Source organism: Enterobacter sp. DVT3837, from assembly GCF_056238685.1.
The window spans coordinates 38,360-52,900 of sequence record NZ_JBWDLA010000001.1; the positions used below are offsets into that span (position 1 = coordinate 38,360).

General features: G+C 56.2%; 13 protein-coding genes. 10 read left to right on the forward strand and 3 right to left on the reverse strand.

The window, feature by feature from the left end:
* The first annotated feature begins 6 nt into the window (after window positions 1–6).
* Together AC0XWG_RS00165 and AC0XWG_RS00170 are read left to right on the forward strand one after the other, a co-directional pair.
* Window positions 7–993, forward strand: a complete 987-nt coding sequence (locus AC0XWG_RS00165; protein WP_028019374.1) for a fimbrial protein — start codon at window positions 7–9, stop codon at window positions 991–993.
* Complete coding sequence (locus tag AC0XWG_RS00170; protein ID WP_028019375.1) at window positions 990–1,493, forward strand: fimbrial protein; 504 nt, start codon at window positions 990–992, stop codon at window positions 1,491–1,493. Before AC0XWG_RS00165 ends, AC0XWG_RS00170 begins: the two co-directional genes overlap by 4 nt.
* Here the strand turns inward: AC0XWG_RS00170 and dinG are convergent.
* Together dinG and rhlE are read right to left on the reverse strand one after the other, a co-directional pair.
* On the reverse strand, window positions 1,480–3,657 hold the full coding sequence (gene dinG, locus AC0XWG_RS00175) for an ATP-dependent DNA helicase DinG (RefSeq protein ID WP_475680253.1): 2,178 nt from the start codon (window positions 3,655–3,657) through the stop codon (window positions 1,480–1,482). The genes AC0XWG_RS00170 and dinG overlap by 14 nt on opposite strands.
* A 97-nt stretch (window positions 3,658–3,754) precedes the next feature.
* Window positions 3,755–5,134 carry an ATP-dependent RNA helicase RhlE gene (rhlE, locus tag AC0XWG_RS00180; protein ID WP_475680254.1) on the reverse strand — a complete coding sequence of 460 codons (1,380 nt, stop codon included), beginning with the start codon at window positions 5,132–5,134 and terminating at the stop codon, window positions 3,755–3,757.
* 236 nt (window positions 5,135–5,370) lie between these two features.
* On the opposite strand from rhlE, the gene cecR reads away from it, so the two are divergent.
* From cecR to AC0XWG_RS00205, 5 genes are read left to right on the forward strand one after another with little or no spacing between them, the layout of a single operon-like run.
* The gene (gene cecR, locus AC0XWG_RS00185) at window positions 5,371–6,048 is read left to right on the forward strand and encodes a transcriptional regulator CecR (protein WP_049008677.1); all 678 of its coding nucleotides are present in this window, start codon (window positions 5,371–5,373) and stop codon (window positions 6,046–6,048) included.
* Complete coding sequence (gene hlyD, locus AC0XWG_RS00190; protein WP_108090551.1) at window positions 6,045–7,040, forward strand: secretion protein HlyD; 996 nt, start codon at window positions 6,045–6,047, stop codon at window positions 7,038–7,040. Before cecR ends, hlyD begins: the two co-directional genes overlap by 4 nt.
* Window positions 7,033–8,772: an ATP-binding cassette domain-containing protein gene (locus AC0XWG_RS00195; protein WP_049008680.1), complete on the forward strand. Its 1,740-nt coding sequence runs from the start codon at window positions 7,033–7,035 to the stop codon at window positions 8,770–8,772. Before hlyD ends, AC0XWG_RS00195 begins: the two co-directional genes overlap by 8 nt.
* Window positions 8,762–9,895 carry an ABC transporter permease gene (locus AC0XWG_RS00200; RefSeq protein ID WP_028019381.1) on the forward strand — a complete coding sequence of 378 codons (1,134 nt, stop codon included), beginning with the start codon at window positions 8,762–8,764 and terminating at the stop codon, window positions 9,893–9,895. Before AC0XWG_RS00195 ends, AC0XWG_RS00200 begins: the two co-directional genes overlap by 11 nt.
* 9 nt (window positions 9,896–9,904) lie before the next feature.
* Window positions 9,905–11,011 (forward strand): ABC transporter permease, encoded by a 1,107-nt coding sequence (locus AC0XWG_RS00205; RefSeq protein ID WP_028019382.1) that lies wholly within the window; start codon window positions 9,905–9,907, stop codon window positions 11,009–11,011.
* Here the strand turns inward: AC0XWG_RS00205 and AC0XWG_RS00210 are convergent.
* Entirely contained in the window at window positions 10,973–11,383 is a 411-nt protein-coding gene (locus AC0XWG_RS00210) for a YbhQ family protein (RefSeq protein WP_014883088.1), read from the reverse strand. The genes AC0XWG_RS00205 and AC0XWG_RS00210 overlap by 39 nt on opposite strands.
* Window positions 11,384–11,516: 133 nt before the next feature.
* On the opposite strand from AC0XWG_RS00210, the gene AC0XWG_RS00215 reads away from it, so the two are divergent.
* From AC0XWG_RS00215 to AC0XWG_RS00225, 3 genes are read left to right on the forward strand one after another with little or no spacing between them, the layout of a single operon-like run.
* Window positions 11,517–12,278 carry an endonuclease/exonuclease/phosphatase family protein gene (locus AC0XWG_RS00215; protein WP_028019383.1) on the forward strand — a complete coding sequence of 254 codons (762 nt, stop codon included), beginning with the start codon at window positions 11,517–11,519 and terminating at the stop codon, window positions 12,276–12,278.
* On the forward strand, window positions 12,275–13,513 hold the full coding sequence (gene clsB, locus AC0XWG_RS00220) for a cardiolipin synthase ClsB (protein WP_475680255.1): 1,239 nt from the start codon (window positions 12,275–12,277) through the stop codon (window positions 13,511–13,513). The genes AC0XWG_RS00215 and clsB overlap by 4 nt, the downstream gene beginning before the upstream one ends.
* Window positions 13,513–14,475, forward strand: a complete 963-nt coding sequence (locus AC0XWG_RS00225) for a lysylphosphatidylglycerol synthase transmembrane domain-containing protein (protein ID WP_407220343.1) — start codon at window positions 13,513–13,515, stop codon at window positions 14,473–14,475. The genes clsB and AC0XWG_RS00225 overlap by 1 nt, the downstream gene beginning before the upstream one ends.
* The last annotated feature ends 66 nt before the right edge of the window (window positions 14,476–14,541 follow it).

Sequence of the window (14,541 nt, forward strand, 5' to 3'; positions counted from 1 at the left end):
TTGACAATGCAGATAGTAAAACAGTGTTTTTTCTTTTTGATTCTGGCGACAGCAGCGCTGTTCATGCCACATGCGAAGGCGACCTGTAACTCAACAGATTTGCCCAAGCAGATCAACGTCGCCTCAATTTCAGTCTCCACCTCGCTTGCTGTCGGTGCGACCATTCCCGGAACCGAGCAAACGGTGCACATTTCAGGGAACTGTACCAGCCCGGATGACAACGGTTTGCCCATTGTTTCCTGCTACTACGGGACCGGGAATGAAATTTCTGGACTCACTGGCGTCTACGAGTCCGGTGTCCAGGGGATTGGCGTTGCGCTGATGAACGACAAAGGTCAGCGTATCACCGGCGCAGGCGGGGTGTACTGCAATTCCACCAGCACGCCGCTGGGCTATGTCTCGGATAACGATCAGCGAACGTTCAGCTTTGACGTCACCCTTGAACTGGTGAAAACGAGCAATACCGTCACGTCCGGTACGCTTGCGCAGGATCAAACAAAATTCGGGATTGGGGTCTACCAGCATGAAGGGATCGGCAGCCCTAACACGATCTCTTACGCCGGTAATGTGATCCTGAAAGAAGTCACCTGCTCCGTTTCCCCCAAAAGTCTCACCGTGACGCTGGGTGATTTTCCGGTCAGCGACTTCACCGGGACAGGAACCCTGACGTCGCCTCATACATTCGACGTTAACATCAACTGCAACGACACCGTGCAACCTGAAGCGATGATCACGAGTGCAAATGGCTATGATACGAACTTCCCGGGCGTCATCAACTTGACTCAGGAAACCGGTGTCGCAACGGGTATAGGGGTTCAAATGCTATTTGACGGAGAGATCCCTGACTTTGGTACATACAGGAATACTGCCGGAATTGCGCAAGCCAATGAAACGCTGGCGATTCCTTTTCAGGTTCGTTACGAGCAAACCGCAGCCGACGTCACACCAGGCAGCGCCAACAGTATTGCCACTATCACGCTGGGGTATAAATGACAAAATATCTTCCGATTTTGCTGTTTGGCCTGGCATCTCATGCCTTTGCAGACGAAATTCAGGTGCTCATGCAGGGAAATATTTTTGCCAATACCTGTTCCGTTGACAGCGCCAGCCAGAATTTAACTGTCGATCTCGGTCAGGCGACGTCAGGTGATTTTAAAGACATCGGCGACACGGGGGTATGGAAAAACGTAGATCTGACGCTCTCGAAATGCCCGGCCACCACAACCCTCGCCACCGCCACGTTTCACGGACAGGCGGATGGCGCACATCCGACAAAATTTGCGAATAACGGCACGGCTGGCGGCCTGGCTCTCGAACTTGCCGATCGTCAGGATCACATCCTTATCGCTCCTCAGGCCAGCTTTAGCGTACTGATCAATCAAAGCGATCATACGGCAGACTTCCCCTTAGCTGCGCGTTACTACGCCACCTCAATGCCCGTCACCGCCGGCACGTTCAACAGCGTCGTGCAGGTGACCTTCACTTACCAGTAGGACCGCGCCCCTTAGCACGGAGGCTTTTCTTGCGCCCGACAGGCAATTTGGCCGGGCGTTTTTTTACCTCAGGCACTTCCGGTTGTTCGATGGGGAAAACGGGCAAAGCATTCAACAGCCGCTGACCGTAATTTTTGGTGAGCAAGCGTTTGTCGTAAATCACCACCTCACCCCAACAACCATGGCTACGGATCAGACGCCCCACCTGCTGGATCAGGTTAAACGATGCCGCGGGTAAGCTCTGCACCTCAAACGGATAGCGGTTAAGGCTTTTCAGCCATTCCCCTTCGGTGATCACTACCGGGCTGTCGATCGGCGGGAAGGCGATTTTATGGATATGCACCTGCGTCAGGTAGTCCCCTTTCAAATCCAGACCTTCAGCAAACGACTGCAAACCTACCAGCACGCTGCGCTCACCGTTATCAATGCGTTTACGGTGCGTCTCCACCAACCGATAGCGCGGCTGATCGCCCTGCACCAGCAGCAACAACCGCAGGTCGGTAACATGTTCCAGGAAGCGCTGCATCGCACGCCCACTGGCAAACAGCACTAACATCCCGGGATACTTTTTGCTTTCAACCTGCTCGCGGAAGTAGGCTGCCATCTCGGCAATATGCTGCTCTTCGTTGTCGATAAGCGGCTCATACTTCATGCGCGGGATCACCAACTTGCCCTGCTCACAGTGGTTAAACGGTGAGTCCAGCGCCACAAAGCGATCGCCCGCTTTCTCTTTCAGGCCGCTCATCTCCTGCAAACGCGAAAAACTGTTCAGGGAACGCAGTGTGGCCGATGTGACCACCACATGCGGCACGCTTCGCCAGATAAGTTTTTCCAGCTGATCGGCCACGCGAATACCTACGCAGTGGAAAAAGAGGTGCACTTGTCCGTCACGCACTTCGCGGGTGGCCCATTTGGTGACGGGGGCACCCGACGCCTGCGCCATCGACGCCAGCCGCCACAGCTTGCTTTGCGCTTCAAACATACCGAGTGCGCGGTTCATCTGGAGCAATATGCGGTGCAATCGCACCACATCGTGTGAACCGGTTTTCTCACTGAGATCGTTTAAAAACATCTCCGCCAGTCCGCGCAGCTTTTCAAGATGCTTCGCCAGCTGCTGACAAATCTCCATCACTTCATCCGGGAGTTCGCCCATCGCAAAGCGGTGTTCAGCCTCCTGCGTTGCCGGAAGCCAGAGATTGAGGATGTTATTGAGTGAGGCAATAAGGCTATACACCTCTTCGCAGTGTTCGCTAAGACGCTCAGGCACCGCCAGCGGTGGCGTGGTTTTCGGGCGGAACTGCTCCATGCAGGTCGCCACCAGCTTGCAAAAGAGATCCAGCTGCAGGCGGAACCACGGTGCGGTAATTTCGGCACTCATTTCCAGCGCGTCCCGCGCCACGTCCGGCAGATGGTGACCTTCATCAAGCACCAGAAGCAGGTTTTTGGGCTCCGGCAGCACCGCTTCGCTCTCGAGCGCCGCCATCACCAGCGCATGGTTGGCGACCACCACTTCCGCTTCCTGAATTTCACGTCGGGCGACAAAGAACGGGCACTCCCGATAGTAGTGGCAGTTGCGGTTCAGACAACTCGCTTTATCGGTGCTGAGCCTGCGCCATAAGTCATCGCTAATTGCCTGGCTGGAGTGATCGCGCAGACCATCCCATTTGTAGCCATCGAGATCGGCTTTTAGCTTTGCACACTGTTCCTGCTCGGCCTTGTTGTTCGGCGTCAGTTCGTCATCGAGAAACGCCAGCAAATCTTGCTGATTAGGCTCGCTGCTGGCAAGTGCCGCCAGGTTACGCGGGCAGACGTAGCGCCCGCGTCCGAAAGCGGCCGTAAAACGCAGATCGGGGATGATTTTGCGCAGCAGCGGTAAATCTTTGCTGAAGATCTGATCCTGCAGCGCCACGTTGGCTGTGCTGACTACCAGCGTTTTGTCCTCTTCCCGCGCAATCGCGATGCCGGGAATGAGATACGACAAGGTTTTCCCGACGCCGGTCGGGGCTTCAATCGCCAGATGTCGCCCGTCGTCCCCGGCGAGCGTTTTTGCCACGTCAGCAATCATCTGCCGCTGCGGCGCTCGGGGGATAAAGTCGGGTATCTGCTGCTGTAGCGCCTTATACCATGCGCCAATTTGCGCCTTGAGCGCCGCGGTTAAAGCCATTGGAAAACCTGAAATACTGTATAAACAGCCACTATTGTGGCACTTTCTCTTTGTTGTCGCAAAAAGAAAAGCCCGGCTCTACGACCGGGCTTCCAGATTACTGCGGGTTAGCAGGTTTACGCGGGCGGCGTCGGCGCTGCCCTTCCCCTGCTGGCTTGCCTTCGCCGCTGCGCCACGGGTTTTCACCGGCGGGTTTGGCTTCGTTGCTACGACGCGGCGGTTTGCCCGCTGATTTCGGTGCACCACCGTCGGCACGACGCGGCTGCTGACCGCGACCGCCGCCGCCCTGACCACGCCCCCCCTGACGACCGTTCTGAATCGGCTCAGCTTTAATCGACGGGTCAACTTCATAGCCCGGCGTTTGAATGCGCGGGATCTCTTTCTTCAGCAGGCGTTCGATATCACGCAGCAGCTTGTGCTCATCCACGCAAACCAGAGAAAGCGCTTCACCCGTTGCCGCCGCACGACCGGTACGGCCGATACGGTGGACATAATCTTCCGGCACATTTGGCAGCTCGTAGTTCACCACGTGCGGCAGCTCTTCAATGTCGAGACCACGGGCAGCAATGTCGGTCGCCACCAGCACGCGGATGTCGCTAGATTTGAAGTCCGCCAGCGCGCGGGTACGTGCCCCCTGGCTCTTGTTACCGTGAATGGCGGCACTGCGGATGCCATCTTTATTCAGCTGTTCCGCCAGGTGGTTCGCGCCGTGCTTGGTGCGGGTAAAGACCAGCACCTGCTGCCAGTTGCCCTGGCCGATCATCTGGGAGAGCAGTTCCCGCTTACGCTTTTTGTCAACGAAGTGAACGTGCTGGGTCACCTGCTCGGAGGCGGTGTTGCGACGCGCCACTTCCACTTCCAGCGGGTTATGCAGCAGCTTTTCTGCCAGCGCCTTGATCTCGTCGGAGAAGGTCGCGGAGAAGAGCAGATTCTGACGACGCGGTGGCAGTTTAGCCAGCACGCGGCGAATGTCGTGAATAAAGCCCATGTCGAGCATGCGGTCGGCTTCGTCCAGCACCAGAATTTCGACGTTATCCAGTTTCACCGCGTTCTGGTGTTCCAGATCCAGCAGACGACCCGGCGTTGCCACCAGCACGTCCACACCGCCGCGCAACTTCATCATCTGCGGGTTAATGCTTACACCACCGAAAACCACCAGCGAGCGAATGTTGAGATAGCGGCTGTAGTCACGCACGTTCTCGCCAATCTGGGCTGCGAGCTCACGGGTTGGAGTGAGGATCAGCGCACGAACCGGACGACGGCCTTTAGCATGCGGCTGGTTCTTTACCAGCAGCTCTAACAGCGGCAGGGTAAAACCGGCGGTTTTACCGGTACCGGTCTGGGCGCTGGCCATCAGATCGCGACCCTGCAAGACGGCGGGGATAGCCTGCTGCTGGATTGGGGTTGGCTCGACGTAGCCCTGCTCTGCAATCGCACGCAGAATTTCCGGGTTCAGGCCAAGGGAATCAAAAGACATAAAAACTCCGAACCGCCCCGACCATCACAGGTGTAGTTTTCAGGGAGATATAACAATGGTAAGGACAAAAACCACAATGTCGTGAAGCAGCGGAGTGTAGCAGCTTTTGTGACGTGGCGCATAAAATATCCCTCAGCCATTCATCAACGAAATATTTCCCGGCAGGGAGACAACTGGACAAAATGGTGAACCGGGCATAATGTTAATCAATCGATTGATTAATTTTTAATGCTGCTATGAATACAACCCCGACAACAACCAAAGGTGAACAGGCTAAAAGCCAGCTTATCGCCGCCGCTCTGGCACAGTTTGGCGAGTATGGTTTGCATGCCACGACGCGCGATATTGCGGCCCTGGCCGGGCAGAACATTGCAGCCATACCCTACTATTTTGGCTCAAAAGAGGATTTATACCTCGCCTGTGCCCAGTGGATCGCCGATTTCATCGGCACGCAATTTCGCCCGCACGTTGAAGAAGCCAGCGGGCTGTTAAGCCAGCCTTCGCCCGATCGCGCCGCCATTCGCCAGCTAATTCTCAACGCCTGCCACAATATGATCCGCCTGCTGACGCACGACGATACGCTCAACCTGAGTAAATTTATTTCCCGCGAGCAACTCTCCCCTACTGCCGCGTACCAGCTCGTGCACGATCAGGTGATTGCCCCGATGCATACTCACCTGACCCGGCTGATCGCCGCCTATACCGGGCGGGATGCCAACGATACCGAGACAATTTTGCATACCCATGCCCTGCTGGGTGAAATCCTCGCCTTCCGTCTGGGGCGGGAGACTATCCTGTTACGCACCGGCTGGACACAATTTGATGAGGATAAAGCCGCGCAGATTATTCAGGTCATCACCTGTCATCTCGATCTGATCCTGCAAGGTTTAACGCAAAGGAGCCTGAAGTCATGAAAAAACCTGTCGCCATCATTCTGGTGGTTGTTGTTTTGCTTGCTGCAGGAGTCGGTGGCTGGCTGTGGTATCAGAGCCATCAGGATAAAGGCCTGACGCTGTACGGTAACGTTGATATTCGCACAGTGAATATGAGCTTCCGCGTGGGGGGGCGTCTGGCATCGCTTAACGTTGATGAAGGCGACACAATTACGCGCGGCCAGACGCTGGGTATGCTGGATAAATCCCCTTACGAGAACGCGCTGATGCAGGCAAAGGCAGGCGTATCTGTCGCCCAGGCACAATATGACCTGATGCTGGCGGGTTATCGCGATGAAGAGATTGCGCAGGCCGCCGCAGCGGTCAAACAGGCGCAGGCGGCTTACGACTACGCACAAAACTTCTATGCCCGTCAGCAGGGGCTGTGGAAAAGCCGCACCATTTCAGCCAACGATCTGGAAAACGCCCGTTCATCACGCGATCAGGCCCAGGCCACGCTGAAATCCGCCCAGGACAAACTGAGTCAGTACCACACCGGTAATCGCCCGCAGGACATTGCCCAGGCGAAAGCCAGCCTTGAACAGGCTCAGGCGCAACTTGCCCAGGCCGAACTGGATCTTCACGATACCACTCTGGTTGCACCGTCTGACGGTACGCTGATGACCCGCGCCGTGGAGCCAGGCAGCATGCTCAGCGCGGGCAGCACCGTTTTAACGCTCTCCCTGACCCGTCCGGTGTGGGTGCGTGCGTACATCGACGAGCCGAATCTCGGCCAGATGCAGCCGGGACGCGAGCTGTTGCTCTATACCGATGGTCGACCGGACAAGCCGTATCACGGCAAGGTGGGCTTCGTTTCCCCAACCGCCGAATTCACACCGAAAACCGTTGAAACGCCGGACCTGCGTACCGACCTGGTCTATCGCCTGCGTATCATCGTGACTGATGCGGACGACGCGCTGCGTCAAGGCATGCCTGTCACCGTAAAAGTAAACAACGGGGAACGACATGAATGACGCGGTTATTGAGCTCAGCAATCTGGTCAAACGCTTCCCGGGAATGGACAAACCGGCCGTCGCACCGCTGAATTGCACCATTCAGAAGGGCTATGTCACCGGACTGGTCGGTCCGGACGGTGCCGGCAAAACCACGCTAATGCGAATGCTGGCGGGGCTGCTTAAGCCGGATGACGGAACCGCCAGCGTGCTCGGGCTCGACCCGATCAAGGATGACAGCGCGCTCCATGCCATGCTCGGCTATATGCCGCAGAAGTTTGGTCTGTATGAAGATCTGACGGTAATGGAAAACCTGAACCTGTACGCGGACCTGCGCAGCGTCACCGGCGAAACGCGACAGAAAACCTTCGCGCGCCTGCTGGAATTCACCTCCCTCGGCCCGTTCACCGACAGGCTGGCGGGCAAGCTCTCCGGCGGCATGAAACAGAAGCTAGGACTGGCCTGTACGCTGGTCGGTGAACCGAAAGTTCTGCTTCTGGATGAACCGGGTGTCGGCGTTGACCCCATCTCTCGCCGTGAATTGTGGCAGATGGTGCACGAACTGGCAGGCGACGGGATGCTGATCCTCTGGAGCACCTCCTACCTTGACGAAGCGGAGCAGTGCCGGGATGTGCTGCTGATGAACGAAGGTGAACTGCTTTATCAGGGCGAGCCGACGACACTGACACAAAGTATGGCCGGGCGCAGTTTTCTGTTGCACAGCCCGCAGGAATCCAACCGCAAGCTGTTACAGCGGGTGCTGAAATTGCCGCAGGTCAGTGACGGGATGATTCAGGGCCGTTCGGTACGCGTGATCCTCAAGAAAGAGGCAACCGTCGACGACATTCGCCGTGCGCAAGGTATGCCTGAGATCGAGATGGAAGAGACCGCACCGCGCTTCGAAGATGCGTTTATCGATCTGCTGGGTGGCGCGGGAACGTCAGAATCTCCCCTCGGGGCGATCCTGCACACGGTTGAAGGTACGCCGGGCGAAACGGTGATTGAAGCTAAATCCCTCACTAAAAAGTTTGGTGATTTCGCCGCCACCGATAACGTGAATTTCGCGGTGAAGCGCGGTGAGATTTTTGGCCTGCTCGGGCCGAATGGTGCCGGGAAATCCACCACCTTTAAGATGATGTGCGGTTTGCTGGTACCTACCGCCGGTAAAGCGCTGGTACTGGACATGGACCTGAAGATCAGTTCCGGCAAAGCGCGTCAGCATCTGGGCTATATGGCGCAGAAGTTCTCCCTCTATGGCAACCTGACGGTCGAACAGAATCTGCGCTTTTTCTCCGGCGTGTACGGCCTGCGCGGGCGGGCACAGAACGAGAAAATCCGCCGTATGAGCGACGCCTTCGGGCTAACCAGCATTGCCTCTCACGCAACGGATGAACTGCCGCTCGGCTTCAAACAGCGGCTGGCGCTGGCCTGCTCGCTGATGCATGAGCCCGATATTCTGTTTCTTGATGAGCCTACGTCCGGCGTTGACCCCCTCACCCGTCGCGAGTTCTGGCTACATATCAACAGCATGGTTGAAAAAGGGGTTACCGTGATGGTGACAACCCACTTTATGGATGAGGCTGAGTACTGCGACCGTATCGGGCTGGTCTATCGCGGCAAACTGATTGCCCACGGTACGCCAGATGATCTGAAAGCACAGGCCGCCGACGATGAAGTCCCGGACCCGACGATGGAACAGGCATTTATCACCCTCATCCATGACTGGGATAAGGAGAATGCCCATGCGCAATAACGCCATTTCCTGGCGCAGGGTGCGCGCGCTGTGCATCAAAGAGACACGCCAGATCGTGCGTGACCCCAGCAGCTGGCTGATTGCGGTAGTGATCCCCCTGCTATTGCTGTTTATCTTTGGCTACGGTATTAACCTGGATTCCAGCAAGCTGCGGGTCGGGATTTTGCTGGAGCAGCAGAGTGAGGATGCGCTGGACTTTACCCACGCCATGACCGGTTCGCCCTATATTGACGCCACCATCAGCGACAATCGTCAGGAACTGATCCAGAAGATGCAGGCCGGGAAGATTCGCGGTCTGATCGTCATTCCGGTGGATTTTGCCGCCAATATGGCGCGGGCAAATACCGATGCACCGATCCAGGTGATCACCGACGGCAGCGAGCCAAACACCGCGAACTTTGTGCAGGGTTACGTGGAGGGTATCTGGCAGCTGTGGCAGATGCAGCGCGCTGAAGACCGGGGGGAAACGTTCGACCCTCTGATCGACGTGCAGACCCGCTACTGGTTTAACCCCGCCGCCATCAGTCAGCACTTTATTATTCCTGGCGCGGTGACGATTATCATGACGGTAATTGGCGCGATCCTGACCTCGCTGGTGATCGCCCGCGAGTGGGAGCGCGGCACCATGGAGGCGCTGCTTTCTACCGAAGTGACGCGTGTCGAGCTGCTGCTGTGCAAACTTATCCCCTACTACTTCCTCGGCATGCTGGCGATGCTGCTCTGTATGCTTGTGTCGGTATTTATTCTCGGTGTGCCGTACCGCGGCTCGCTGGTCGTGCTGTTCTTTATCACCAGCCTGTTTCTGCTCAGCACGCTCGGCATGGGGCTGCTTATCTCCACCGTCACCCGCAACCAGTTTAACGCCGCCCAGGTGGCGCTCAACGCCGCTTTTTTACCGTCGATTATGCTGTCCGGGTTTATTTTCCAGATCGACAGCATGCCCGCCGTGATCCGCGCCGTGACCTACATTATTCCGGCGCGCTACTTCGTGAGCACGCTGCAAAGCCTGTTCCTCGCGGGAAATATTCCGGTGGTGCTGATTATCAACACGCTGTTCCTGATGGCGTCGGCAACGATGTTTATTGGCCTGACGTGGATAAAAACCAAACGGCGGCTGGATTAAGGAGCGAACATGTTTCACCGTTTATGGACATTGATCCGCAAAGAGCTGCAATCGCTGCTGCGCGAGCCGCAAACCCGCGCCATTCTGGTGTTGCCGGTACTTATTCAGGTTTTACTGTTTCCGTTTGCCGCCACGCTTGAGGTGACGAACGCCACCATTGCTATCTACAACGAAGACAACGGTAAACACGCCGTTGAGCTGACGCAGCGTTTTGCACGCGCAAAAGCCTTTACCCATATTCTGCTGCTGAAAAGTCCGCAGGAAATCCAGCCCACTATCGACACGCAAAAAGCGCTGCTGCTGGTGAGATTCCCGGCAGATTTCTCCCGTAACCTGGACACTTTCCAGACCGCCCCCATGCAGTTGATCCTCGACGGACGTAACTCCAACAGCGCCCAGATCGCGGCCAACTACCTGCAACAGGTGGTCAAGAATTACCAGCAGGAGCTGATGGAGGGCAAACCCAAACCCAATAACAGCGAGCTGGTGGTGCGTAACTGGTATAACCCGAATCTGGATTACAAATGGTTTGTGGTACCGTCGCTGATCGCCATGATCACCACCATTGGGGTGATGATCGTCACCTCTCTGTCCGTCGCCCGCGAGCGCGAACAAGGGACACTGGATCAGCTGCTGGTTTCTCCGCTCGCCACCTGGCAAATTTTCGTCGGTAAAGCGGTTCCGGCCCTGATTGTTGCCACCTTTCAGGCCACCATTGTACTGGGCGTGGGTATTTGGGCGTACCAGATCCCCTTCGCCGGATCGCTGGCGCTGTTTTACTTCACGATGGTGATTTATGGTCTGTCACTGGTGGGATTTGGACTGCTGATTTCAGCGCTCTGCTCCACGCAACAGCAGGCGTTCATCGGGGTGTTCGTCTTTATGATGCCAGCGATTTTGCTTTCGGGGTATGTTTCCCCTGTCGAGAACATGCCGGTGTGGTTGCAGGATTTAACGTGGATAAACCCGATTCGACACTTTACGGATATCACCAAGCAAATTTATCTGAAGGATGCGAGTCTGGATATTGTGTGGGGAAGTTTGTGGCCGCTACTGGTCATAGCGGCCACGACGGGCTCAGTGGCGTACGCGATGTTTAGACGCAACATTGCGTAGCTTTTTCTCTTTGGTCAGTAACGAGACCACCGCAGGCCCTGCGAGGATTGCCAGACCGGCCAGGGCCAGCAGCAGGTTGTTTTGCAGCACACGGGACAACAACCAAAGCACAATCATCGCGGCACCAAAGTACCAGGTGGTGGTGAGCTCTTCGAGCACATCACCCACCTCACGCCAGCGTGCTTCATGGTGGCGCTGTAAGAACAACATCGACAGTACGGTGACGCCGTAGAGGACGCACAGTCCCAGGCCAACACGCACCAGCGTGCCGCTCATCCAGCCCATCACCAGTACGGCCACGACCAGTAAATGCAACATTATCTGCCAGCAACTGAGGCCAGTTGCGACACGAACACGTTGTTGCCACTTCATGGCTTCTCTCCTGAAGGATTTTTCTCTGCTTATTCAGACTACCGCACTTTACGGAAAATTCCGTAACACCGCATCTTTTTGTGACGCCGACTACACTTTATTTTCATCGGGATAGACACTCAGGAAGGAGCTTATGACGCCAAAAATGCAGCATTTCTCGCTTAACGTGCTGACAATAAACATTCATAAAGGCTTCACAGCATTTAACCGCCGCTTCATTTTACCGGAGCTGCGCGACGCGGTACGCACCGTCAATGCGGACATTGTTTGCCTGCAGGAGGTAATGGGCGCACACGAAGTGCATCCGCTCCACGTTGAGAACTGGCCCGACACGCCCCACTACGAATTTCTGGCCGACACCATGTGGAGTGATTACGCTTACGGACGCAACGCGGTCTATCCGGAAGGCCATCACGGCAACGCGGTGCTGTCACGTTTCCCGATTGAATATTACGAGAACCGCGATGTTTCCGTAGGGGAAAGCGAAAAACGCGGCCTGCTTTACTGCCGTATCACTCCGCCCGACCTTGAGCTTCCCCTCCATGTCGGCTGTGTTCATCTCGGTCTGCGCGAAGCCCATCGCCAGGCGCAGCTGAACATGCTGGCCGAGTGGGCTAATGCACTTCCCGAAGGTGAACCGGTGATCGTGGCCGGTGATTTCAACGACTGGCGACAGCGGGCGAACCATCCGTTGAAAGTGAATGCCGGGCTGGAAGAAATTTTCACCCGCGCGACCGGCAGACCCGCGCGCACCTTTCCGGTACGTTTCCCCTTGCTGCGTCTTGACCGGATCTACGTGAAAAATGCTCACGCCAGCAGTCCGACCGCCCTGGCGTTACTCAACTGGCGACATCTCTCCGACCATGCCCCGCTGAGTGCGGAGATCCACTTATGAAATGTTCCTGGCAAGATGGCAACCGGATCACGCTGCTGGTTAATGGCGACGAGTATTACCCGGCCGTGTTCAAAGCGATTGACCATGCAAAGCAGAAAGTGATCCTCGAAACCTTTATCTGGTTCGAAGACGAGGTCGGTAAACAATTGCACAGCGTGCTGCTGCGCGCCGCCCGGCGTGGTGTCAATATTGAAGTCCTCCTGGACGGCTATGGTTCACCGGATCTCAGCGACGCCTTCGTCAATGAACTCACTTCAGCAGGTGTGATCTTCCGCTACTACGATCCCGGCACTCGCCTGTTAGGCATGCGTACCAACCTTTTCCGTCGGATGCACCGCAAAATTGTGGTGGTGGATGAGACGGTGGCGTTTGTTGGCGGCATTAACTACTCCGCTGAACATATGTCCGATTACGGCCCGGAAGCGAAACAGGATTATGCGATCCGCATCGAAGGGCCTGTGGTTCAGGATATCCTGCAGTTCGAACTGGAAAACTTGCCCGGTAAAGAGGTTGCACGTCGCTGGTGGAAACGCCGCCATCGTCCGGAAGAGAACCGGAATCCCGGCGAAGCGCAGGCGCTGTTCGTCTGGCGGGATAACGCCGAGCACAGAAACGACATTGAGCGTCATTATCTGAAGATGCTCGCCAACGCGAAGCGTGAAGTGATCATCGCCAACGCCTACTTTTTCCCGGGGTATCGTCTTCTGCATGCCATGCGCAATGCGGCCCGACGGGGTGTGCGTGTGAAGCTGATTGTGCAGGGCGAGCCGGATATGCCGATAGTCAAAGTCGGCGCACGGCTGCTGTATCACTATCTGGTGAAAGGCGGCGTGCAGATTTACGAATACCGCCGTCGCCCGCTGCACGGCAAAGTTGCGCTGATGGACGATCACTGGGCAACCGTGGGCTCCAGTAACCTTGATCCGCTAAGTTTATCGCTCAATCTTGAAGCGAACCTGATCATTTACGATCGCCAGTTTAACCAGACCCTGCGGGATAACCTGCAGGCGTTGATCGTCAACGACTGCGTGCGCGTGGATGAATCTATGGTGCCCAAACGCACCTGGTGGAACCTGGGTATCAGCGTGGTGGTGTTCCACTTCCTGCGCCATTTCCCGGCGATGGTCGGCTGGCTGCCGGCACATACGCCAAAACTGGCGCTCGTGGAGCCGCCTGTACAACCTGAAATGGAAACCCAGGATCGCGTTGAAGCGCAAGACGGAGGGAAAACCTGATGTCAAAATCACATCCGCGCTGGCGGCTGGCAAAAAAAATCCTCACCTGGATCTTCTTTGTTGCAGTCGCCGTGCTGCTGGTGGTGTACGCGCAGAAAGTTGACTGGGAAGAGGTGTGGAAAGTTATCCGCAACTACAACCGGCTGGTACTGCTGGGTGCAGTTGGGTTGGTCATTATCAGCTATCTGATGTACGGCTGCTATGACCTGCTGGGCCGCGCCTATTGCGGCCACAAGCTGGCTAAACGCCAGGTTATGCTGGTGTCGTTCATATGTTATGCCTTTAACCTGACGCTAAGCACCTGGGTCGGGGGGATTGGCATGCGCTATCGCCTCTATTCGCGGCTGGGACTACCGGGCGGAACCATCACGCGCATTTTCTCGCTCAGCATTACCACCAACTGGCTGGGGTATATTCTGCTCGGCGGGGTGATTTTTACCCTCGGCGTGGTGCAGTTGCCCGCGCACTGGTATATCGATGAGGCCACGCTGCGTATTCTCGGCATCGTGTTGCTGCTGATTATCGCTTTTTATCTGTGGGCCTGCGCCTTCGCTAAACGCCGTCATATGACCATTAAAGGGCAAAAACTGGTATTACCTTCATGGCGCTTCGCGGTGTTGCAGATGGCGGTATCCAGCGCCAACTGGATGGCGATGGGGGCGATTATCTGGCTGTTGATTGGCGAAAATGTGAACTACTTCTTCGTGCTGGGCGTGTTGCTGGTGAGCAGTATTGCCGGGGTGATTGTCCATATTCCGGCAGGGATCGGCGTGCTGGAGGCGGTGTTTATCGCGCTGCTGGCCGGGGAACATGTCTCTCAGGGGACAATTATCGCTGCCCTGCTGGCCTACCGCATGCTGTATTACTTCCTGCCGCTGGTGCTGGCAACGGTCTGTTATCTGATGCTGGAGAGTCGGGCGAAAAAGCTGAGAGCGAAGAACGAGAAGGCGTTGGCAAAATAAAAGCAAAACGGCAACCAGGTTGCCGTTTTTAGTTTCGTATACCGGGTAAGGCGCAGCCGCCACCCG